Here is a 25,023-nt window from a genome sequence, read left to right as displayed (position 1 = left end):
CGCTTGCCCGCTATATTGGCTATCCTCCATTCTTGCCGACATATCCAAAATTTGATATTTCCTTGTGCAGCACAGGATTTGCACATGAATGCAAGAGATCAAGATCATATTTCCAGATTGAACGGTGCGCGTGGGCACAAGAAGGAGATCGATCAAGCCCGTTTCCAAAATCATAAGGTGTTTGACCAGTCGCTACCACATATATGGAATAAACTAATATCACTTCTTACTTGAACGTGTTCTTTCATAAGGAGCGTCCAACAATGTGAAGGAGGAGACAGGAATGGCGATCCGCTACAGCGTTATTATCCCAACCTATAATCGGGCCCATCAGTTATTGCTTACACTGGCAGCCCTCGAGACACAAACCTATCCGAAGCACCTTTTCGAAGTCATCGTAGCAGATGACGGTTCCACTGATGGAACGAAAGAACAGATCCAGGCATTCCAGTCTTCATATCCTTTGACCTACGTATCGCAAACGGAGCAACGTGGCAGATCAGCGATCCGGAATTTGGGATTTCAGCATGCCAAAGGGCTATATGTTATCTTCTGTGATGCTGACTTTCTGGCATTACCCGAATTTATTCGAACAGTGCGTCAATATCATCGTAAAAATCCCAGAGCCGTCGTTTCGGGTTTTCCACATTCCTTTGCCGATGCTTATACCCACTACTATCCAGACTTTTCGCCATCGGAAAAAGAACATTGCCGTTCGATCCTTACCCCTTCAAACTTATGGCGTCCTGAATTTGATGCAGCGAATGAAATCGTCCCACTGGTCACACCGGAAGATATCATCCAATAGACAGATACATTGTCCAAAGTGATTTTCCCAACCAAAATACCGCCTGGTGTCATCAAGCAATTTGCCAGCACCGATGTGGCTCCCTGGATGTTGCTCGTCACGCGGTGTGTATCCATCCGCCGAAGCCTTCTGAATCGAGTTGGAGGTTTCAATGAACGATTTGTACTCTATGGGCTTGAAGACTGGGATCTGGGCTACAGACTGCATCGTTTGAAAGTGCCCTTCTACTGTATGAAGGAGGTCGTAGGTTATCACCAGGAACATCCTACCCATTTCCGAGGGGAAGTGCTCAATACGGAGAATCTGAAAATCATGCTCGAAACCTATGGGTTCAATGATTCCGCACTCAATTTATTCTGCGTAGTACCACCATCAGCTGACCTCGAAACCTACAAAAAAACGCTGCGAATCTTGCGCAGAGGCTTCCGGTCCAGAGCAACACGTTCTTCCGCACGATTGTTAAAGAAAACATTACGGATTGCTGCCAAACACTTCGCGCTTCAAACAGATGTGGAAGCGTATAAAAAATCTCTCGCAAGAATACAGAGAAAAGCAAAAGGCAGAAAAAGTAAGGTGGCTCGCGTTTTACAGGATATGGCACAGAGGTCTGAAAAACTGGTGGAGTAGTTTAAAACTTATTCTGCAAATATGAAAATTCAAAGTTAGATACATGAATAACTTCGCCCATACTACTCCTGCTCCAACTGCATTCAACTCTTTTAATACAACAAAAGCCCCCTATCTACATCTTTGTAGAATAGGAGGCTACGTTTCCTTCATACTCGTTTTACTCACCTTACGGTGAATCGCACGTTTTCAAATTTAGCAATTTAAAACTCTTCGTATTCACTCGGGTCCTGATCCCACAACCGTCCATCCTCACGATGATAAGAAGATATGACTTCCATTTCTTTCTCACTCAACTCGAAATCAAAAATATCGATATTTTCTTGCTGGTGTTGAAGAGAACCTGCTTTAGGGATAGGAATTGAACCAAGCTGGGTATGCCAGCGCAAAATAACCTGAGTCCCCGTTTTGCCATGAGCTTCGGCAATCCGAAGGATCTTTTCATCTTTTACGATATCCTGTACAGCATCATTGCCACGCCCAATGGGACTCCATGATTCGTTCACAATACCATGCTGTGAATCCTTCTTCCGCTGATCGGCTTGGTCAAAAAATGGATGCAGCTCAATCTGATTCAAACTTGGCGCTACTCCCGTCTCCTTAATCAGGCGATCATTATGTTCGGGAAGAAAATTACTAACTCCGATGGAACGGATATATCCGCGCTTCTTCGCCTCAATGAGTGCCTGCCACGCTTCCACATACATATCCTGCTTCGGATTCGGCCAGTGAATCAGATATAGATCATAATAATCCAGATCTGCTCTGTATAGGGATTCCTGAATGGCTACAATCGCCTTCTCAAAGGCATGGTAGCGCCCTGGCAGTTTGGATGAAATCAGCAACTCTTCTCTGGAAACAGAGCTCTGCTTGATCGCCTTTCCGACAGTCGCCTCGTTCTCATAGTTATACGCGGTGTCGATCAAGCGGTAACCTGTATCCATCGCGGACGCTATGGAATTGACGCCCTTTTCTCCTTTTAAGCTATAGGTACCAAAGCCAATGGCAGGTACTTTCAAGCCATCATTCAACGTATATTCCGGGATTGTATGATTCATCTAAGGAACTCTCCTTTGCGAAAAGTATGTAAACGATATGGAAAAAGTAATATGCCCTCTCGTTTATTCTACCCTTCCGTACGCGGATGAATCAAATGAAAGCCACCAACCCGTTTAACGGGGCAGTGGCTTTCTCGTCTAATTTTAATGGAGGGAAATCCCCTCTTCATTCAACTGAAGAGATGGTTGTGACCGATAACGACTGCTTACCCATAAAGTCCTTAATCTCCCTAGCAGCCTGCTTGTACCCGCCAGCTTCGCGTAGCGTTCTCCCAATAACCTCTGCCTGTTCCTTATAGGAGGCGTTACCAAGCACCTCTACTACCGCGCTTCTCAATACATCAGCTGTAAGGTTATTTTTATCCACAATAACCCCTGCCCCCAACTCCTCTACCCGGCCTGCTACACGCGGCTGATCTGAAGTTAACGGGAGCATAACCAACGGTACATTATAATACAAAGCTTCGCTTGTACTGTTCATGCCCGCATGTGTCAGAAAAGCATCTACACTCTGCAGCACTTCCAATTGTGGGAGATAAGGTCTGATGATGAAATTGTCAGGAATGAGATCAGCAATCGGCTCCAAATCGGTATCCTTCCCTGAAGACAATATAAACTGCACAGGCAAATCACCGAAAGCCGTAAAGCACAGCTTATAAAAATCAAGATCCTTATTTAAAATGGTTCCCATCGAAATATATACCGCCTGTTTATAAACAGCATGCAGAGCTTCCTTGGCAAAGGATGGTGCATCCTTGCGGGGGGTAATCGATGGGCCAGTGAACACAAAGCTGTCGTCCAGCTTGTCCCCCATGGGTTGAAAATAACGGCTTGTATAAACAATCTTCAGTTGTCCTGGATGCCCTGAAAGTTCCGCCAGAGAAGGCACAGCTACATTGAACTGAGAAGCTAATTGCTGGGACATCTCGATGATTCCGTTATACAGCTTCTTGACCTCCTCATCGTCATCCTTCAGTTGATTACCGAATCTGAGAGGCTCCACAAAAACAAAAGTGGTGGTTGAGCATACTGCTGGGATACCCAGCTTTTCGCCTAAAATTTGTCCTCCCCAGCCTATTAAGGAGTCAAAAATTAAATAATCGTAGGTTTCATTTTCGATCAGATTCAGAACATCCGGAATAAACCGTTGAATAATCTTTTTCAAAACCATATATAAAAATTGGTAAGGGTGCTTGATTTCAAATGGCTTCATATCTGGGTTGTTGAGCAGGGTTGCCTCGTTGAAGGAGTATGCTTTAAATTGTGCGCCTAACGCTTCAATCTTCGTCCGGTATTTTTCCGTACAACAGTAGTCGACCTCATCTCCGTTCTCTACCAGTTCCTTGATTATGCCGAGCGTCGGATTGATATGCCCTTCCGCAGGCATCATTACAACTAATACACGTGCCACGAAATTCACCTCCATTAAATTTTCCAATCTTCAAAGCGGGACATTGTAATTCTAGCTTCAAAATGATAGGGTAAAACAAAATCTGGAAATCATGCCCATATGAATATACTATTAATAATTTCCAGATTTGTAAATAGTATATATGTCACTTTTTAAACAAAAAAAGCACCTTCACGGTGCTTCCTCTGTTCATATTCATATTGGATTGGGTAAGTAACCAATCTCAATATCCTCTCGAATATTGGGGGCTTTCTTTGAGTTGTACAATATCATGACCTGTTGGATTTTGGAAAGCACGAAGGCCAAATGTCGGTGCAACGGCAAAGATGTGGTCAAAAATATCCGCTTGAACCGATTCATACACACCCCAGGTAATATCATTGCTGAACGCATAGATTTCAAGAGGCAGTCCATTATCCCCCGGCGCTAACTGTCTCACGATCAACGTCATATCCTTATGAATTTTCGGATGATTCCTCAAATATTGATGGATATATTCCCTGAATACACCCACATTCGTAAGCTGTCTACCATTCACAATGCTTTCTGTATTAATGTGGTGTTCCAAGTTGTACTCATTAATTTCATTTAATTTGGTCTCAAGATAATCCGTAAGATAGTGGATCTTCTGAAATTCCCCAATCATTTCCTTGGTGCAGAAGCTTATGCTGCTTGTATCGATGTAGACGCTTCGCTTAATCCTTCTGCCACCGGATACCTGCATGCCTCTCCAATTTTTGAATGAGTCTGAGATAAGAGCGTAGCTCGGAATCATCGTGATCGTTTTATCGAAATTCATTACCTTTACCGTGTTTAATGTAATATCGATGACGTCGCCGTCGGCATTATACTTGGGCATTTCAATCCAGTCACCGACACGCACCATGTCATTTGATGATAATTGCACGCCTGCCACCAGTCCCAAAATGGAATCCTTGAAGACCAGCATCAGAACGGCTGACAACGCACCAAGCCCACTAAGAATAATTAACGGATTCTGACCAATGAGGCTTGAGATGACGATAATGCCCCCAATAATGAAAAGCACGATTTTGGCCACCTGAATGTATCCCTTAATCGGTCTGATCTTGGAGACTTCATAGGAACGATATATGGTATCAAAGGCGTTGAGCAGCGCATTTAATACCGTGATGGTTATGACGATCATATAAGTTAAAGCTGCTTTTTCAATCAAAGCCTGATAGGACGGGAAGATATACGCCGAATAATAAATGATAATTGCTGGTACCAAATGCGAGAGCTTGTGAAACACTTTTTTCTCCACAATGATTTTATCCCACGTGTACCGATTGTTGTTGACGATTTGGATAATAATCTTCAGCACGATTTTTTTGGCTATAAAATTGGCCAGTATGGAGACCACAGCTATAAATACCACCATGATCATGTTCGCAAGATATCCAATGGTTTGTTCACTCATGCCCGTTCCGTCTAGTTGATTTTTGATAAAGTCCATTGTATCCTCCTGACGCAGTTTATATTAGCCTATTATTATAAATTACATTCTAGTACGAAGTAAAATTTCAAAAAAATACAGTGATCGGTTGATGGGGTAAAGGGTGCTTGCCCCCCTCATGAGTATCACGTCACATAAATGGGCTAATGTGCATAGACTGGGCTAAATATTAACCAGATTCTTGCATTGGAGATGTGAACATTGAGTAATACAAAAAATAAGGCTAAGACTCAGCATATTGCCATGAAAAAGCTTTCTCCCGTAAGCATGGTAACAGAGCTTCCACCCGTCCGCGGTAAGTTAAGAACTTCCGCCCCAAATCCGAATAAGCCCGTCCATAATGAAAAGGACACAACATCCGCTATCGATGCATGTGTAGACCGTGCTTTTCGTATTCCTATATTTTTGAGTACAACCAACACGGTAAATGGCCCGCAAGAGCAATTTCTGAACCGTCTGATTAGGGAAATTGAAGATGCATTGCTCTTTCCCCGCACATTGCCCGTTAGTGAACAATACCCCGAAAACATTCTTACAAATATACGACGCCTGGTTTTTTCAAGCTATGGATTGCTCGCAATCAACTTCCGCAGATTTTTTGTACAAATTCTTGAATCCAATCTAGGGGGGCCACCAACGACCACTCCGTTTTGGGAAGGATCGACCTTTTCTCAAATCGAGCCTGCCATGGCTTTTCAATTCGGCATTCCAATCTTATTAGTTAGAGAGACGGGCACGGACGTCAGTAATGGAATTTGGGCTGGAGGAATTACACCTCTCAACATATTTGTTGACTGGGATTCCGACAACCAATCCGTAGACGATTTCTTTAACAGTGTTCAATGGAGAGAGGTCTTTGCTAATTGGACGGCGGAAGTAAGGGGTAACTATTTGCTTCGTACGGAACCGTTGTTCAATAATTAATATATTAAGAGATTTACTGCCATTGAGGATGAGATTGTTGCGTAGATTGCATTGCTCTTGCCCCTTGGCCACATTCCCTGTTCGAGAGATGAGTCTCCATGTCCTCCCTTTATTGATCCTCATTGATACCAAAAAAGAGACCTCAAGGGCCTCAAGGGGTCTCTTTTTTGGTGTTTGTATGGAGGCGAAACGTGGAGAGGTCAATCCACAATTCACCGTTTCATGTCATTTTTTCTAGCTTACGATTAATAGGTCACGTTCATAACATATTGTTTTATCAACTTATTAGTCGATAAGTTCTCTGCTTGTTCCTGTAAAACTCTATTTACCTCTGTAATATCGTGTTTTGAGCTTTTTCTTTTGCGTGGATCATTAGGATCCCACTTATCACTATCAAACCATGCTACCAAATATAACCCATACAGCGACTTTCCTTCTTGCAAATATCTGTTGGATAGCTGTTCTTGCATAGCTCTCAGAAGCTCTGAATGCCAATTCCCTTTAACCTCTATTATAACTGTAATCTTCTCATATTTATTATTATTAGTTAAGATAGCATCTACATGGATGTCCGTTCGTTCTCCTATTTCCGATCCTAATGTTGGTTGAAGTTCAACTTCGCGATTTGTTATGATTCCTCTCCCTCTTATTTCATCATCTAGACGTTGTTTAATATAATTTGAAAATTCATTTTCGTTCCAAGGAGTGAACTTGCCATTCCCCAAATCATTCCATAAAGAACGCACTTCTGGAGTGGCGCCGTGAAGCCTTTTTTCAATTCTATCTAATGCATCGATAATGACATCAAGAAGCTCTTCACCACTCCGTACGAGTCTCTTTTCTTTATTACTTGCTAGTAAAATAATATCAATAGGTCGAGGAGGAGACCATGTATTGCGTCTAGCAGCCTGATTCACCTCAGTTAATCCCCATTTCAGCCAACCCAAATGCGGCAATTCATCAACAACTCTTTTATATTCAAATTGTGATTCCTTAGTCCCACGCATTTTCAAAAGCTTCAAAATATTATCTCTAAGTTCAGTCAGACTCTCTCGTGGGCCTACAAAATGGGCCATTTCATCGTCTTCATATTTTGGATCTTCTTCATGTGGAAAGTGATTCACCAACCATAAATATAAATCAGCTAGCAGTGATTCTTTTACAGAGTTAAGTTTCAGCAGCGCTTGGCCCTCATCTGCTACTGCTAAGAAAACTTCTTTTAGAAACTCAGTTTGAGTATTAAAATTCCAAACTCTTTCCCACCCTTGTGAAGAATAATTACAAAGTGCTACTGCTCCTAAAATAGCTACACGTTTCTTTTCTATGTTACCATTAGCCAATATAGATTCGATCTCAGTTAGTATATACTCTTCTACTCCATTTACTTGATGTAAAAGTAGATCTTCGAGTATCGCTTTTTTAGACTGAGGTGCTAAATCATGGGATATAAAAAAATTAAAGATGGCGCTTTTCATTTTTTCATCCCAACAATTAGCAATTAGTTCATTCACAAAAATGTTATTATGAGATTTGTTCTCCTCCTGCATAAGGATTAACAAATCAGATATTACCTGATCAGGAATTCTTGAGTATGCTAATTCAATAAGTTCTAGCTGAACCGATTTTTCTTGATTTGAGTCAGCATACTGCGTTAGAAGCACTGGTGATAAACTTTTCCAATCATCATGGTTTAGTTCGAGTATAACTTTATACTTTGAATCGTAGATTAATCTTAGTGCTTTATAAGCGGCCATAAATGACTTATTGAATTTCTCTCCGAACCATTGATCTCTTTTAAATTTCATATATTTTATATAGATTTCAGAACAATCAATAATTCTTTTCCGATCATTTTCATTTAATTCTAACCAGCTATCATAATTCTTTAAATTTGACTCCAGCTCATTTGAACCACCACCATCCTTATCAAAAGAAAGCTCGTAACAAAGGCGTCCCCATGCCTCAATATTTTCTGATTCAATTTGCGACAGATATCTATTAATTCTTTGTGATAAAGGTGGTATTTCAACTCTCTCTGTTTGATTGCTGGTTCTTAAGAAATAGTAGTTTTCTTTTAATTTTATTCCTTTTTCCGAGTTTATTTGAATACTCTCAAAATAATACTTAAATTCTTGGGCTATTATATCATTCTCTTGAGCCGCAACAATTAATAAATGTACCTGCCCGTAATCATTCGGGTTAAATACTCTGCTTATAACCTTTGCATATTCTCTTTGAATTTCAATTTCTTTTATCATGCGCATTTTTTCTAATAGCCATGCAAAATCAGAGGAACGTAAAAGCGCTGATGATGAAATATATATCGCGTCCGAAGGATTTTCAATTTCTTTAATTAATCTGGTAATAATCGATTTTCTTAAAACCTCATCATTATGGAGTCTTGGTAGATATTCAAAATGATCAAAGTGTTTAATCCTTTTTTTCACCACTCTCATAAATGGCCCCAAAATAGATGGGATCTCTAAAAGTTCTATAGCCCTCCCCATAATTTCATTGAATAAATCCTGGATGGTTGACTTTACTCTATGAACATCAACGAATTGTTCTATCCACTCTAATGCGAATGGTAAGTCCTCATCATGGAGCGTCGTAATGATATCATGACTTATAAAGTCTCGATACAATCCTATTAAATTACTCCTCTTTGGTAAATTCAAACTTGAAAATAGCTCCTGACTAGAAAGGTAATTAGGCCACAAAGCCTTTAATATCATCCCTTTCAATTCTTCGTCAGGATGGTCATCGTAGTCAAAACGAATTAGGGGGAGCAACTTTTCAATCTCTATATCATCACACATTTTTATATAAGCGCTAACTGCTGCTACACGTAAATAGTACTCTTCTTTTTTATTGAATGTAAGATCAAGAAGATGTTGCTTTACTTCTGTTATATTACACACCTTGGCTATACGTATCGCAACTCTTCTAACTATCATATTTTTGGAATTATCCACTATATAGGGCTCTAACTGCGATCCTAAGTCGTTGTGCCATAACTTATCGAAGTAACGAATGATCTCGTAATTTCCATCATGAATTAGACCAGAATCGTATCTATCTAACAGAGCTGCAACCAGTTCCTTTTTTGCTGTATCGCCTGTTCCTTTGATGTCACTACTTAGTAGCACTTCTGGATCATGATTACAAATATACTTAAAAATATCCATATTAAATGAAGCCAACCAAGAAGCTACTTCATACAACTGCGGAACTATATGCCCGTCCTCTGGGTGTCTAATCAAGCTAATTATCTGCTCTAATTCCAGTTTATTCTCTACAATATATAAAGCTGCTAAATACTCTGCGTAAGTTTGATGAGCCCATCCCAGACGATTAATTCCTCTTGAAGTAAAAAGTCCTGTTGAGAGTACTTCAAGAACATCACTTTCATTTAATACTAATACATCTTCTAGGGTTCTATTTGATCCATCTATAATATCTGATATTTGAATATCTTCATCTGCTTCGGTTCGTATACTGCTGCTATACTCTATAGCATATTTATTAGTAAATACAGTTAATGCAGCTATTCTAGAAGCTATAGTCAATCTTCTCCTTGGATCAACTTGAGCTACTCTTTTACGGGTCTCATTCGGTTCTTCACATAGGATCTGACATCCTTGAAGATATATTTCACTTTGTGTTTCGGGAAATCTCCCACTCTTCTGATATATATCAATTAGCATTTGTAACGTTACAGGCTTGATTGCAAAAGGGACAATATCATTTTCAGACAGTGCACTCATGAAATTATCGATGTGTAAATCCTTGTCCTTTACTGCCTCGATAACATCCTTTTCACGTAATGGTAGGAGCTCAAGCGCCAAGAACTGATCCTTCCCCCAAAGCTCTACAAGATCATTTTCTAACTGGTGTAGCCAATCTGAGGTGCGGCAAGCAATTCTTAGGTAAATGCGTTTCACATCATATTTCTGAAGTTCATCTGCCAGTATGGAAGAAACATGATTAATCCTTAATAAACACTCGTCCAAACTGTCTAAATATAGATATATATAATCGTCTTTTGCCTTCTCCCATTCCAAAAATAAAGGGCTTTCAAACAAGTTTTTGATCAATCTTTCCTCTGAACCAAAGGATCTCAAATTTATATGTAGAGTTTTGCTATAATTATCCTCTGTATTTACTAGATTTTTAATACTTTCTGATTTCCCGATTCCAGGCTCACCTAATAAAACAACACATTTAAAATGTGAAATCTCCTTAGTTGTTTTTATATTATGGTTAATAACCTTACCATACTCGGAATATGGATCCACTAAGTATCCCTTTTCAGTCAAACTATATGATTCTGTACGTTCACACCAAAACCTCTCCCATTGGTGGGTTTTTATCGACATGTATACACCTCGATCATAATGAATTTCTTATCTATTATTAGTTAATTTAGATTATATTATATATTACGATACTATTCTAACGGCAATTGAATATGCCATAATAACATTTTAAGTCGCAGGCATATAGATAGACCAGTATTAATTCCACTTCTAGTAACTATCGTTCTTAATATATCTACTATTACGTATTAATACCAAAATTATCTAGAAAAAGGGGCTGTCCCATAAGTCATCATATGGCTAGGGACAGCCCCTTTGTTTCAAATTGTAAAACAAAAAGAAACCGTTCTTTGGTAAAATGGAAGTGCGACCCACCACTTACAAAAGGAGACGGTTTCTTTGTACATTCAATATACCATGGATCAACTTTTCTTGCCAATGGATTTGGAGACAGATATCCCTGAAAATCACCTCGTGCGTGTCGTGAATGAGGCAGTTAGCCGCCTGAGCGACTCCATTTTCAACGCTGCATACCCTGGCGGTGGACGCCACAGCTATCATCCCAAAATGCTCACCAAAATCATCATCTACGCCTACACCCAGCGCATCTATTCTTCCCGGCAAATCGCCAAGGCGGTTCGCGAAAATATCATGTTCATGTGGCTCACCGGGCGGCAAAAACCCGACTTCCGTACCATTAATCGTTTCCGTTCGGAGCGGATGAAAGAGGTATTGGAAACCGTGTTTACCCATGTGCTGGAGCTACTGGTTCAGGAGCAATATGTGTCGTTGGATCACTATTTTCTGGACGGAACCAAGCTGGAAGCGAATGCCAATCGCTACACCTTTGTGTGGAAAAAAGCCGTCGTCAAGCATCAGGCTAAGTTACAAGAAAAAGTACATACCCTATTTCAAGCCATCGAAGAGGCGGAAAACGACGAGGATGCCCTCCACACCGGAACCGACCTGCCTGAACTTGGCGAAGCCTCGGCTCTCACGGCGGAAAAGCTGGAGCAATCCGTCAAGCAATTGGAGGAAAAGCTAAGCGAAAAAAACAAGAACAAAACGCTCAAGAAAGTCGTGCGTCAGTTGCGGAAGGACTTGCTACCCCGGCTGCAAAAATATGAATATCAGATCCAAACCGCCGGTGAGCGGGGCAGCTACAGCAAAACTGATCCGGATGCGACGTTCATGCGAATGAAAGAGGACCACATGCGAAACGGTCAACTGAAGCCTGGATACAATGTACAGATCGGAACAGAAAATCAGTTTGTTTTGGGCTACAGCGTACACCAGCGACCTACGGATACCAAATGTCTGAAACCCCATCTGGATCATCTGGAAGAAACGCTTGGCCAAAGACCGAAGACCGTCATTGCCGATGCCGGGTATGGCAGCGAAGAGAATTACAGCTATTTGGAAGAGAAAAACATTCAGGCCATCGTCAAATATGGGACATACCACAAAGAAAAAACAAGGGCTTTTCAGCAAGCCATCGGTAAAGTGGATAACTGGAGCTACAACGAAACGTTAGATACGTGGACCTGTACGGCGGGACAAACGTTACCTTTTCGGTATGAAAGCCGGACGGTGACGGAGAGTGGCTACACGATTCGGACACGTCATTATCGAAGTGAGGGTTGTAGCCAGTGCCCCTTGAAAGCTACATGTACCAAGGCCCAAGGTGACCGGGAGATTGCGATCAGCCTGACCTACATGCGGCAAAAAAACGAGATGCGAGAACGCCTCCGTAGCGAGGAAGGATACACGCTGTCGGTTCGGCGCATGATTGAGCCTGAAAGTGTGTTTGGGCAAATGAAAAACAATCGGGGATTCCGAAGATTCCTGCTTCGTGGCTTGCAAAAAGTAAGCTTGGAGGTCGGGTGGCTTTGCCTTGCCCACAACCTGCTCAAAAAAGCCGCAATGACGGAAAAACGCAAACGGGACAAAGCAGGATGAACCTCTGCTTTGTCCCGTTTGAACGTATCGGTGTTAGTTCTCTTCACTGATGGGTGTTTTCAAGGGCTTTTGAGACAGCTCCTTTCCGATGGTATGAATAGAGGCAATCCTCTCAGTGCAAAAATGTGTTTTATTCGCCGAAGTGTTCTGATTAGTTGTATTACCATTTTATCTAAAGATGCGGCACCCTATATGGTCGTAACAATTAGCCTAAAACATATTTAACGATCGAGAAAAACAATGCCTAGTTCTTTTAATTTTGATTTTATTCCATCATCGATTTTTTCTATTTTTTGATCGATTTCTTTTAGCTGCCGTTTGGCAGATATAATGTCAATCATTTCACTCCCTATATCCTTATCGATATACCTTGAAATATTCAAATTAAAGTCGTTATCTCTCAACTCATCTAAAGTAGCCAAGTAGGAGTATCCCTTGATTTGTTTCTTGTTAATATAGGTATCGACAATTTTGTCAATATCCATATCTCTTAATTTGTTCTGGTTCCTTCCATTCTCATAATCATGAGAAGCATCGATAAACATGATTCTATCATTCGTTTCACGACTTTTTTTTATGACAAGGATACATACTGGAATACTTGTGCCATACATCAAGTTAGGAGGTAATCCGATGATTGCATCAAAATAATTATATTTTTCAACGAATATACTCCGTATTTTCCCTTCTGATCCTCCCCTAAACAGTATTCCTAGTGGTAATATTGCGGCTAGAATTCCTTTGAAATCCAAATGATGAACCATATGCTGGACAAACGCAAAATCAGCCTTTGATTGTGGGGCAAGCACACCATAAGACCTAAAACGTTCATCATTTAAAAAATGAGAATCGGCACTCCATTTAGCACTATACGGGGGATGAGCTACAACCGCTTCAAAATGCATATCCATATGCTTAGGTCGCTCCAAGGTTTCATCGTTACAAATATCAAATCGTTCAAACGAAACTTCGTGCAACAACATATTCATCCGGGCCAAATTAAATATTGTACTCATTTTTTCCTGACCGTAAAAGTGTCCTACTTTAGCTTCTTTCGCAATCCGTAGAAGAAGTGAAGCGGAACCACAAGTTGGATCGTATACACTCCTAAGTTCTTTTTTCTCTGCTGTCACTATTTTAGCAATGAGTGCAGAGATCTCAGGTGGAGTATAGAATTCCCCAGATTTCTTACCTGCGCTTGTCGCAAACCGCGAGATTAGATATTCAAAAGCCTCCCCAAAAAATTGAGGATCTATACTGTCATCTTCGAAAAGGATCTCGTAAATGTCTATTATAGTATCAGTAATGAAATTAGATTCAGATTTAATATGTTGTCCTAATAGAGAGGACGATAATTTCATATCAGTGAATAGATAACAAAGACTACTACTTTCACTGCATACATCTATCATGGATCTACTTAGGGAATTGATTCCAGACTGAAAGTACTCTAAATTGAATAGACCTTTCTTAATCTGATCAACCATCGTCGAATATAAGTAGTGGGGCTCAATAACATATCCTAGATTCAAAACAAGTTCTTTCCTTAAATAATCATTCATTTTCTCATCTTTCCATGCTTCCTCAAATGAGCAATTATCATAAAGCAGTAGATCACTAACTTGATTTTCAAGTTTCCGCGAAAGATATCCATAACATATAATTCCCAAAAAATAATTCCGTACAGCTGCTGATTCCTCCATAAACCCGCCCAAATAATCAAGCCTTGACCATAGTCGATCAAGAAGTCCAAATCGCTGTGAAGAAGTCATCACGCGCCCCCCTGCAGATAAGAGCACAATTGTTGATTAATGCTTTTCTCTTCAATGTAGATACGTTGCATTAATAATCTTTTTTTATTAATTAAATTACTATACACATCCCCTACGATCTCCTGTTCCTTTAAAGACGGTACCACGATAGGTACTGCCCTAAGTTTTTGAATCGAGAGAGCTCCCACGGTCGTTCCTTGTGTCGCTTCACTTAAATAAATTCGGCTTTTCGGATATTCATTTAAATGCCACTCCAGGTAAGGAGCATATAATGTTTCATCCACTTTAATTATGGCAAAGTTCGACGGCACCAGCCTGCCTATATATTCCGATCTTACAGTTGCCGCACGGCGTGATATCAAGTTAATTAGTACCATGTTCTTATCAGTTATAGGCAGTTCTCTAGCCTTCGATTCCGAAACATGAATTTCTTGAGTTTTATCATGACTACCTCGATTTTCATTTCCCAAGCTTTCATTCAGTTCTTTCATTGTATAAAGCATGAACTTAATCGAACCTACACCCGGTTCAGCCTGTACACGGGATAAATTAGCTCCTTGAATGACACTCCCATAATCAGATAGATTGTACAATATATAACACCTCACAATAACTTAAACTGCAATCCTTTTGTACTCATCGAAATGTTTGGCGATAAAAAGGTTGATACAGGTTTTGAAGTTCCTCTCCGTAAGAATAGTTTGGCCTGTCCATTCATAAAGAGACATGTTTTGAATGAAGCACTCCAACAATCCCATCTTGTACAATCTGAAAATTAGATTCCGTTGTTCACGTTTTGTCCTTGAGTTGGATGTACTATTCTCCATTACTGTTCTTATTATTCCGAGTAATAGATCTGTAAGCTCTACCCCAATTTCCTCGCCTTTTCGTTTGTAACTGCATTCTAAAACGAAGTAGGGCTCACCTCTGTAGAGGGCATGAGCATTTAGTTGCTTCTTTAATGAATTTGCTAAATCAAGCCTTTCATATTCATATGCATGTTCAATATAAAGAGCTGCATTTAACACAGAGGATTTATCATATTCTCTGAGCAATCCGTACATTATCCGCTCAGGAAATTTAGTGTATACAGTATACTCTATTATCTCCGTTTTCGATCCGGACCCAAATCGAATTGCATCTGCTTCTATTTGATTATAATGATAATGAAGAATATTCAATTGAGCGTACGGTGCAATTTGGGCTGCCATTTCGAATAACTTAATGATACCATTGCGCGTCTTGGCATCACCTGAATAATCAGTCCAATGCAATGAATAATCTTTATTCATTTCGTGCATCATAATTAATGAATCATTATTATAAATATCTGTTGGGAAACAAAGCGCACCCATCAATTGGACTGCATTATTCTTTTTTCCACTTTCATCGAAAAAAATGGAAAGAGTAGTTTTGTTCATGGCAGTTTCCAAAGAATAACCTTCTCTCTGTACAAAAACGTTGTTTTATGGCATAATTAATTACCGATAAATTATCAAATAAATTCACTCGCAACGCCTGAGTTTGCGCGTGAACCATTTTTTTAAAGGGAACTTGCACTGCTTGATGTGCACGTTCCCTTTTGCTATTGCAAACAATTACCTTATAATACCTATACTACACTTATACCAAAAACAAATCAACTGCTATTTTATTAAATAGCAGTTGATTATGTAATCAATATGCAATCCTCATTAAAAAGTCTAACTTAACAATGTCATGAATTAACTCTATGTTAAAAAAAAAAACAGAAAAGGGAATTTTTTTAATAATTAAGATAGTGTAGAGGTAAAACCGAAGTTTTTTGATCACATGGCAAAGATCCACAAGACTCCTATGGTTGTACTGATATGAGTAGTGCCCTTTCGAAATATATCTGCTTTAAAAAAACGTAAATGTTTATAGATGTTAAATGCCAGAATGAAATAAATTATTTTCGATCAGACAATAATTGCTTCATATCTTATTTGAAAAATTCTTAAAAGTGAATCTTTTATATTTTTTTATATGACGGATTGTAATATGAAGTGCGACACCTGCTGGAAATAAATAAAAAATGGCCCATGGCCGGATTCGTGTAGAATGAAGGTTCCTACACCACATTCACACAAGCAGAATCCACCATGAGCTACACACATCTTAGCATAATCGAGCGCAGCAAGCTAGAAATCCTCCACCAGCAAGGGAAAAGTGCCCGAGCCATTGCCAGTGAATTGGGCAGGCATCATGCCACCATTTGCCGAGAACTCCGTCGAAACGAAACGCAGAAGTCCTATCGTGCCGAGCGATCTCAGGAAAGCTATGTCCAGCGACGTAAGTCCTCCGTCCCTGCCGGAAAATGGACACCGCAGCAGTCGGTCCTTATTGAAGAAAAGCTTCAAGCCACGTGGTCTCCCGAGCAAATCGTAGAACGACTCCGTCAAGAGGGACACCCTGTGTTCTGCTTTAAAACCATCTATCGCTGGCTGTATACAGGCCGTTTGGTGAAAGGGATGCTTGCCGTCCTCCGTCACAAAGGTAAGCGGCAGAAGCCTGCAGAGACACGCGGCAAGTTCGCTGTGGGTAAGACCATCTCTCAGCGCCCGAAAGAGGTTCGTTCCCGGAAAACCTTCGGCCATTGGGAACTCGATACGGTCGTCTCGGGCCGTGGGAAAAGCAAGGGCTGCGTAGCTACATTCATCGAACGCAAGACCCGACTGTACACCGCCATTCCCATGCCTGACCGTACAGCTTTGTCCATGGAAATTGCTTTTGGTGTAGCAGCCTCGCAGTATCCTGTCGGTGCATTTCAAACCGCTACTGCAGATCGTGGCAAGGAGTTCGCCTGTTACGCCAGCCTGGAAGAAGCTCATGGCCTACAAGTGTATTTCGCAGATCCGTATTCTTCCTAGCAACGCGGCTCGAATGAGAATGCCAATGGCCTCTTGCGAGAGTTTTTCCCCAAGGGGACAGATTTCGCACAAATCACGGATGAAGCCTTGGAGACCGCTTTGCGCTTGATCAACGACAGACCACGAAATGCTTGGGTTGGAGAACCGCTCACGAATCCTTTTCAAAGGAGCTGTCGCACTTAGCTTGACAATCCGTCATATATTTTAGGTAAATATACATAAATGATTATTATATCAACCGTTTACTTCCATATAAACTTCATTCATCATATCTTCCATAATCACAGTTTTAAATTCATTATTTTCCAATATCTTCATGAAAAAATCTTGATTACTGCTCATACGGTCAATAACAAAATTCATAAAGGATTTTTCAAAGGCAAATTTAAAATTTTCTTTTGTATTGTTTTTTGCTCTGCGGCGAAGGTCTTCATCATTTAAAATGTCTTCTTTTACTTGCTCGCGAGAAAGGAAATCCGTTTCTGTGAATTGTGTACCGAAGCGCTCATTTAACTTATCTAACACGCTCGATAAACGAACTATTTCATCTTCAGCTACACCACTAGCACCATGTTTCTGAGGATCTAAGTCGTAGCCTCCTATTTTCTCAAGCACAATGCTGCCTTCAAACATTTTCTGATTACGATAATATTCAAGTGCTACATCATCAGCCAAATAAACGTCTTTGTCTCCTTGACCACGTGGTAATTTACGCAAAAAGTACGTTAAGTAAATGTATTCTTTATGCAGACCTAGATCGATAAATGTTACAACTTGCAATATAAAGCCATACGTACGTGTAAATTTCGTAGCCGCTTGTTTAAATGCGAATTGTTCTTCTACCGAAAGCTTTTTAAAACGCTCCACACCTTTATCGAGGACCGCATTTAACTTGGCTTGAGCCTTCGTAGACTTCTTCACACCGCCTATTACCTCAAGCTCATTCACCCTTTGCACTTCTTCTTCCGTAAACACTTGATATGGCTCTAGCTCGGCCTGCATATCATAAAGGATATTTGGATCAGTAATTTCTGATAGACTTGTCGATTCATAATAAGGCTGGAAAGATGCCTTCATTTCTTCTGGGTCATTTACAAAATCCAATACGAATGTATCGTCTTTACCAGGGCATGTACGATTTAAACGAGATAGTGTTTGCACCGCCTTAATACCGCTTAATGGCTTGTCTACATACATTGTGTGCAACAGTGGTTCATCAAATCCAGTTTGATATTTTTCCGCAACAAGTAGCACTTTGTATTCGTCAGAGTTAAATTTTTCAGGTAACTCTTTTTCAGAGAACTGATTCATTTCTGACTCGGTATAATTAATCTCGCTATCTTTCACCGTACCTGAGAAAGCGACTACTGTTTTTAAATCATTGTAGTTCATTTCATTAATATACTTATCGAAAGCCAGTTTGTAACGTACTGCATGTAAACGGCTAGCTGTTACAACCATTGCCTTTGCACGACCGCCAATTTTGCGCTGTACAAAATTACGATAATGCTCGATAATAATTTCTGTTTTTTGTGCGATGCTATGCGGATGTAGTGACACGTATTGCGCTAGCTTTTTCGTTGCTTGTTTTTGTGATACCTCTGGGTCATCGTCTACTGTCTTTGCAATTTTCCAGAATGTTTTATAGGTCGTATAGTTTTCAAGCACATCTAAAATAAAACCTTCTTCCATTGCTTGTCGCATTGTGTACTGATGGAATGCTACTGGCTTACCATCTACACCAACTGTACCGAATTTCTCTAATGTCTTCGGCTTTGGTGTCGCCGTAAATGCAAAGAAAGATACGTTATCTTGCTTACCACTTTTCATGATTGCTTCAACGATTTTTTCGTCCACATCATCTAAGTTTTCTTCCGCAATACGGTCTTCCTCATAAGCTGCTTCTAACGTTTTATCCGATAACACATTCGTTAACGCAGTTGAAGCTTTACCGCCTTGGGATGAGTGCGCCTCATCAATAATGACCGCATACTTTTTACGCTCTATGCCCGCTACTTTTTCTAAAATAAACGGGAACTTTTGAAGCGTCGTTATAATAATACGAGTCTCATTATTAATAGCACGTGCTAATTGTTCTGAATCTTTATCAACCGGCTCTACCATCCCTGCTTTATGTTCCAACTGATACACCGCATCTTGCAATTGCTTGTCTAACACTCGGCGATCGGTAATAACGATTACACTACTAAATATTGATTCATTGTCCTCGTTATGTAGCTTCGCCAAACGATGTGCAAGCCACGAAATCGAGTTCGTCTTGCCCGATCCCGCAGAGTGCTGAATTAAATAATTATGACCGACAAGCTTTTGTGCAACATCTGCTTCTAACTCACGTACAACATCCAGTTGATGGAAACGAGGGAAAATAAGCATTTGACGCTCACCAATCGTTTCACCGTTTGAATCTTTAATGTCGTCCTTCTTAATAAAGATGAAGCGATATAATATGTCGAGTAAGCTATCCGGGGTTAAAATTTCTTCCCATAAATAATGCGTACGATAATTGTCACCGTAAGTTAACGGATTACCCTTCCCACCATTATTGCCTTTGTTAAATGGTAAGAAGTATGTTTTGTCTTTATCAAGCTTTGTCGTCATAAATACTTCATCTGGGTCAACAGCAAAGTAAACGGCAACACGCTCATTAAATTTAAACAGCTGCTCAAGTGGATTACGGTCCGTCTTTAACTGCTTCATCGCATGTTCAACTGTTTGATTTGTTAATGGATTTTTTAGCTCCATCACAACAAGAGGCAAACCGTTTAAAAATAGCACCATATCTAAGCTATTGTTATGCTTATCACTGTAATACACCTGGCGAGCAATATTAAAGCGATTTTTCCCATACTGCTCATTTAATGTTTTATTCATAGCCGTAGGTGGCTTATTATACGCAAGCTGTAATGTCACACCACGGTCTTTAATCCCTTTACGTAGACATTCGACCAAACCTTGACGATGTAGTTGGTCTTTAATACGTTTTAAAACTTCTTCTTTATATGAAGGACCATACGATTTCTCTAGCGTACGCATACGTTTTTCCTGTGTATCCTCTAAAAAAGCAAATAGCTCTCCTACGTCGATAGCATGCTGCTTGAATGCAGCACTCTCTTCTCCTTCTAACACACGCTTTTTATAGCCATTCGCAATTAATGCTATTTCGATATTCGTTTCAAAACCTTTTTCTGAAGTATCCACAGCCATCACAACTCACCTCACTTAATCAATATTTAAACGTCCAGTAACGACATTTGAAATCAGAGAGTTCCTAGTACCTTTTAATTCTGCTAACTGATTTTCAATTTCGTTAATTTTTGAATCTAAACGAGTAAAATAATCAGCGATTTTCTTTTGTTCCTGCTCTGGCGGAACAGGTAAATACATATCCCCAAAGTCTTTAAATGAGATAGGTTTTCCATCTCTTAAACTTTGAGTAGTACTAGAAATATAATCAATAAATGGTTTAGAATAAAATACGTATTTATAAAAATTAGTATTTAAAATTTCTTTGAGTCTGAATACCGTATATGCAGGGCTAACAATGCCTTTTATTTGAGATAATTCAAATCCACTCTGAAAACTTCTTAGATGGATAACAAAATCTCCTGGCTCCACTAACTTAAAATTATCTAAATCTTTAGTAGCCATAACAGCTCCTGTCTCCATCTCATCTCTTGGAACTAGTCCCTTTCCTTTTAAAACTGAAAGTAACGTTTCATCTTCAAAACCTTTTAAAGTTATTTCATCACAAAGATACTTAGCCCTTACGAATTCCCATCTCCCATTTTCTAAATTAACCCAGTAATCTTTACAATTATCATTTGTATTGTTGAAATTACTATCTAATGCAATTAAATCTGTAAGAATTTTTGTGAAATCATTCTTGAAGTTTATTAAAGCATCTTTATCAAATTTATCCTCTTTAAATTCATAAAATTTATTAATTAGATTTATTTTATATTCTATTTTTGTTGCATCTGAATCTATCCAGGCATCTGTATAGAAGGGTTTAACCTCTTCATTAAAATACTTTGACATATTCATTTTTAAAGGAATCGTCTCAAAAGTTCTTAAACTAGAGTCTGGCTCTTTATTACCTTTAGTATTTAAGCATACATCGGCTGTTTCGTCCTTTTCAGAGAGTCCTGCTAAAATCGCTTTTAACAATGGAATTCCGATAGTAATACCAGCTTGATTCATTGCATCTTTTACTACTTTCGTGAACTCGTCACGATTTTTATATACTTTATCACTTGCTAACGTGCGTAACACATATAAAATTTTCGTTTGCAAATTTTTACCTTCTTCAATTTCAAAGTGACCTGCGTCGCCCTTTTTATTCGATGTTGCTAAGTTCACAAAGCCCTTTTCCTCTACAACACGTGCAAGACGCTCTTCGTTTACTTGGAAGTTTAAACGTAAAGGACGGTCTACTGTGATTTTTGCGTAACCGAAGTCTTCATTGTCAAAGATCTTTACGTACTCGTTTGGCTGTGCATCACCGTATAAACGAACAATTTCGTTAATTTGCTCTTCTTTAATTTCGTTACGCTTGCTACCCATCGACTTTTTCATTTTTTTCGAGAAGTCTCCGGCATTCACTAAACGAACTTTCCCTTTATAAAGAGGTGCTTTATTGTTCGTTAAAATCCAAATGTACGTTGCAATTCCTGTGTTGTAAAACAAATCATTCGGTAGCGCCACAATACCTTCTACTAAATCATTTTCAAGTACATATTTACGAATTTCGCTTTCACCAGATCCCGCATCACCTGTAAATAATGGTGAACCGTTCATAATAATCGCTAAACGAGAGCCTTGTGGGTTTTCCGCTGTGACTGGCTTCATTTTTGATAATAAGTGCATTAGGAATAATAGTTGCCCGTCACTTGTACGAGGCGTACCAGGACCGAAACGACCGTCAAAACCTTGTTTCTCATGTTCTTCTTTAATTGGCTTCTCATATGATTTCCAGTCCACTCCATAAGGGGGATTTGAAATTAAGTAATCGAATTTATCACGTGGGAATTGGTCGTTTGATAACGTATTTCCTAAACGAATATTGCGTGCGTCTTCTCCCTTTATAAGCAAATCTGCTTTACAAATCGCATATGATTCAGGATTGATTTCCTGACCAAAAAACTCCAAGTGTGCTGTTGGATTTTGGCTTAGTAAATACTCTTGTGCCACAGAACCCATACCACCTGTACCTGCTGCACAGTCATATAACGTTTGTGTTAAGCCTGGCTTCCTTAAAATACTCGCATCGTCATGGAGGAACAATAAATGCGTCATTAAGCGAATTACTTCACGTGGTGTGTAATGATCCCCTGCTTCTGCATTCTCATTGAAACGACGAATTAGTTCCTCAAATACATAACCCATTTCAATGTTTGAAACTGTTTCTGGATGTAAGTCAATCTCACTAAAGCGTTTAATCGTTAAGTATAATAAGTTGTTCTGCTCTAGTTTATCGATTTGGCGGTCAAAATCAAAGTGATCCATAATATCACGAGCCACTTTTGAGAAACCATTCATATAGTCACGCAAGTTATCAGCAATGTTATCAGAATCTGTTAATAACTTATCAAAATCATATTTACTTGTGTTGTGGAAGTTTTGCTTTGAAACACGATTTAAAATCGGCTCACGAGCATCTTCATTCATTGCAGCAAACTGCTCTGCCTTTGCTAATACTTCCTCTTTGGTGCTCTCTAATACGCAGTCAAATCGACGTAATACAGCTAATGGTAAGACAATTTTACCATAGTCCTCTGGTTTATACGGTCCACGCAAGATCTCTGCGATTGACCAAATGAAACTTACTTTATCTTGGAAGTTGATCATGAGTAATCTCCTTAATTGGTTAGAGAGTTTTTTCGAATAATAATATATAATTGAAGTATATCGAGCAATTTATATGTAAAGAAAACTCAATAAAAAACAAACTACTTTGATAATTCTTTACACTTCGTTACTAAATACAATTATAACTGCTATAGCAACAAAAATTAAGAGAATTCAGGACACCTGCTTGCAGGGAGTAGAAAAGATGACGTAAGTACATATTAAAAAATCCACACCTGTTTTCAGGTGTGGATTTACAGAATGGAGGCGAGGGGAGTCGAACCCCTGTCCGAAGATAACGACACATAAGCTTCTACGGGTGTAGTCACAGTTTTGATGTCACCCGAGTATCGCCCCGTAACCGGCTATACGTTGGGTCAGCCTGATTGTCTTCTTCAGCACACCCCAGGCGGAGATGTGACAGCGTATCCCACTACTTGTTAGCCCCTAATCCTGTCACATGGGCGATGCAGGTTAGAAGCACGCACACAGTTTCTTAGGCTGCGAAAGCGTAGTTTGTTTGTTGTTTGCCGTTTAATAGGCTTTAGCGTTGATGAAGTGGACGCGTCCCCACTACCCGCTACCCATGCTCGAACTATCCCCGTCGAATCCATAAACGCCCCCTCATATAAGAAGGGCTCCAGGATTAATCCGTGAATACGGAGCAAAGGTGCTGCACATCTTTTTCCTCCAAGGTAAAAAGATGACTCTTTCAAACTCGGCATTCCTGTTTGCTACAAGAACATCATAACACAGGAACAATCACCGATATAGTACAGATTGCTGGAAGGCGTTCCAGCAGGCTGAGCAACTGTGCAAGTTTAACCAACACACATATGATGCTCAAGCGTCTACATATTATACCGCGTCCCTCAAGGGAAGTAAAGTTGAGTACCTAAGTACAGACGATTCATGAGCATGAACAGCTTTCTTAATTATCTTACCCACGATCCGAAAAAACTACGCAGCGATCAGCTAACTTACTACAACAATTCTTTCCAGAAATCCTTACAAAGCCACCCAGTACACCACTACTAACAATTTTTATTAGACAAGGTACGTGGCAACAACTGTTGTATCTCCTATCAGAACTGGCATAATTATCTGACAGCCCTTTAACAAGGAACCTCTAATCAGATCAAAAAAATCCCAAGCTCTACCCAACTACGAGTAAAACCTGAGATCCTTATTTCTAAAATAACCCGCTTATCAATATAACTAACTTATCATGCGCAATTCAATGCATAGCAACCCAATCAACGAGCAACCTTCTGCTTCTCGCGCAGTACCCGTTGAATATCACGTTGTGCGTCGCGTTTTGCAGCAGACTCCCGTTTATCGTATTGCTTCTTACCTTTACCCAGTCCGAGCAATAACTTTGCATACCCGTTGCGAATATAGATCTTCAGCGGCACAATGCTGTATCCGTCCTGCTTTGACAGCCCGAGCAGTTTATGAATCTGCACTTTATGCATCAACAGCTTGCGTGTACGTGTTGGATCAATTGGATTATGACGGTTCCCTTGTTCAAAAGGACTAATATGCATATTGTGAATATGAATCTCACCGTTCCGAATCGTGGCAAATGCATCGCCAATATTCGCACGGCCGTTACGAAGAGATTTAATCTCCGTTCCGGTAAGCACCATGCCCGCTTCATACGTATCTTCAATGAAGTAGTCATGGGAAGCCTTTTTATTCTGTGCAAGCACTTTACTCTGTCCATCACTCTTGCCCATGTCCTCACTCCTTCTCCGTAAAATAAGCCGATACCAATGCTCTACAGCAGCGCACCATACATTTCCCCAGGTACCACATGCCAGAACTTAATTGTAGCAAGGACCGCTGTTAAAATCAAGAAAGAGGCGGTCTATGCCGCCCCTTCTCCTTACACTCATTTCATGCTCAG

The 25,023-nt window shown here is 39.9% G+C and carries 11 protein-coding genes, 1 other RNA gene and 4 pseudogenes; 4 read left to right on the top strand and 12 right to left on the bottom strand.

The annotated features are described in order from the left end of the window. The first annotated feature begins 283 nt into the window (after positions 1–283). Positions 284–1,435: pseudogene (locus tag JNUCC31_RS33940) on the top strand (glycosyltransferase family 2 protein). A gap of 203 nt (positions 1,436–1,638) precedes the next feature. Here the strand turns inward: JNUCC31_RS33940 and JNUCC31_RS15650 are convergent. The 3 genes from JNUCC31_RS15650 to JNUCC31_RS15640 all read right to left on the bottom strand — a co-directional run bounded on the left by JNUCC31_RS15650 (position 1,639) and on the right by JNUCC31_RS15640 (position 5,381). Next, on the bottom strand, positions 1,639–2,493 hold the full coding sequence (locus JNUCC31_RS15650; protein ID WP_192272429.1) for an aldo/keto reductase: 855 nt from the start codon (positions 2,491–2,493) through the stop codon (positions 1,639–1,641). A gap of 166 nt (positions 2,494–2,659) precedes the next feature. Further along, entirely contained in the window at positions 2,660–3,904 is a 1,245-nt protein-coding gene (locus tag JNUCC31_RS15645) for a macrolide family glycosyltransferase (protein WP_192272427.1), read from the bottom strand. A 223-nt stretch (positions 3,905–4,127) separates the two neighbouring features. Next, entirely contained in the window at positions 4,128–5,381 is a 1,254-nt protein-coding gene (locus JNUCC31_RS15640) for a mechanosensitive ion channel family protein (RefSeq protein WP_192272425.1), read from the bottom strand. Between the two features lie 201 nt (positions 5,382–5,582). On the opposite strand from JNUCC31_RS15640, the gene JNUCC31_RS15635 reads away from it, so the two are divergent. Further along, on the top strand, positions 5,583–6,305 hold the full coding sequence (locus tag JNUCC31_RS15635; RefSeq protein ID WP_192272424.1) for a hypothetical protein: 723 nt from the start codon (positions 5,583–5,585) through the stop codon (positions 6,303–6,305). Positions 6,306–6,550: 245 nt separating this feature from the next. On the opposite strand, the gene JNUCC31_RS15630 is transcribed toward JNUCC31_RS15635, so the two are convergent. After that, the gene (locus tag JNUCC31_RS15630) at positions 6,551–10,684 is read right to left on the bottom strand and encodes an NACHT domain-containing protein (protein ID WP_192272422.1); all 4,134 of its coding nucleotides are present in this window, start codon (positions 10,682–10,684) and stop codon (positions 6,551–6,553) included. Between the two features lie 339 nt (positions 10,685–11,023). On the opposite strand from JNUCC31_RS15630, the gene JNUCC31_RS15625 reads away from it, so the two are divergent. Then, positions 11,024–12,583 (top strand): IS1182 family transposase, encoded by a 1,560-nt coding sequence (locus JNUCC31_RS15625; protein ID WP_192272420.1) that lies wholly within the window; start codon positions 11,024–11,026, stop codon positions 12,581–12,583. A 221-nt stretch (positions 12,584–12,804) separates the two neighbouring features. Here the strand turns inward: JNUCC31_RS15625 and JNUCC31_RS15620 are convergent, their stop codons facing one another. From JNUCC31_RS15620 to JNUCC31_RS15610, 3 genes are read right to left on the bottom strand one after another with little or no spacing between them, the layout of a single operon-like run. Then, on the bottom strand, positions 12,805–14,355 hold the full coding sequence (locus tag JNUCC31_RS15620; protein ID WP_192272418.1) for a type I restriction-modification system subunit M: 1,551 nt from the start codon (positions 14,353–14,355) through the stop codon (positions 12,805–12,807). Beyond that, a complete protein-coding gene (locus tag JNUCC31_RS15615) occupies positions 14,355–14,948 on the bottom strand; it encodes a restriction endonuclease subunit S domain-containing protein (protein WP_192272416.1) in 594 nt (197 codons plus the stop codon). The genes JNUCC31_RS15620 and JNUCC31_RS15615 overlap by 1 nt, the downstream gene beginning before the upstream one ends. Positions 14,949–14,969: 21 nt before the next feature. Next, entirely contained in the window at positions 14,970–15,788 is an 819-nt protein-coding gene (locus JNUCC31_RS15610; protein ID WP_192272414.1) for a hypothetical protein, read from the bottom strand. A gap of 690 nt (positions 15,789–16,478) precedes the next feature. Between JNUCC31_RS15610 and JNUCC31_RS15605 the strand changes: the two are divergent. Continuing rightward, positions 16,479–17,434, top strand: a pseudogene (locus JNUCC31_RS15605) (IS30 family transposase). Between the two features lie 46 nt (positions 17,435–17,480). On the opposite strand, the gene JNUCC31_RS15600 reads toward JNUCC31_RS15605, so the two are convergent. The 5 genes and pseudogenes from JNUCC31_RS15600 to smpB form a co-directional block, all read right to left on the bottom strand. Then, the gene (locus tag JNUCC31_RS15600) at positions 17,481–20,471 is read right to left on the bottom strand and encodes a type I restriction endonuclease subunit R (protein WP_192272412.1); all 2,991 of its coding nucleotides are present in this window, start codon (positions 20,469–20,471) and stop codon (positions 17,481–17,483) included. Between the two features lie 15 nt (positions 20,472–20,486). After that, positions 20,487–20,882 (bottom strand): annotated as a pseudogene (locus JNUCC31_RS33935) (restriction endonuclease subunit S); the annotation flags it as partial. 309 nt (positions 20,883–21,191) lie between these two features. Then, positions 21,192–23,114, bottom strand: a pseudogene (locus tag JNUCC31_RS15595) (type I restriction-modification system subunit M); the annotation flags it as partial. A 259-nt stretch (positions 23,115–23,373) separates the two neighbouring features. Further along, positions 23,374–23,738, bottom strand: a transfer-messenger RNA (tmRNA) gene (gene ssrA, locus JNUCC31_RS15590). A gap of 632 nt (positions 23,739–24,370) precedes the next feature. Continuing rightward, positions 24,371–24,853 carry an SsrA-binding protein SmpB gene (gene smpB / locus JNUCC31_RS15585; RefSeq protein WP_062326656.1) on the bottom strand — a complete coding sequence of 161 codons (483 nt, stop codon included), beginning with the start codon at positions 24,851–24,853 and terminating at the stop codon, positions 24,371–24,373. Between the last annotated feature and the right edge of the window lie 170 nt (positions 24,854–25,023).

The sequence above is a fragment of the Paenibacillus sp. JNUCC-31 genome, from assembly GCF_014844075.1.
Classification (GTDB): domain Bacteria; phylum Bacillota; class Bacilli; order Paenibacillales; family Paenibacillaceae; genus Paenibacillus.
Note: the sequence above shows the minus strand (reverse complement) of the source record. Positions and strands in the feature narration are given on the sequence as shown.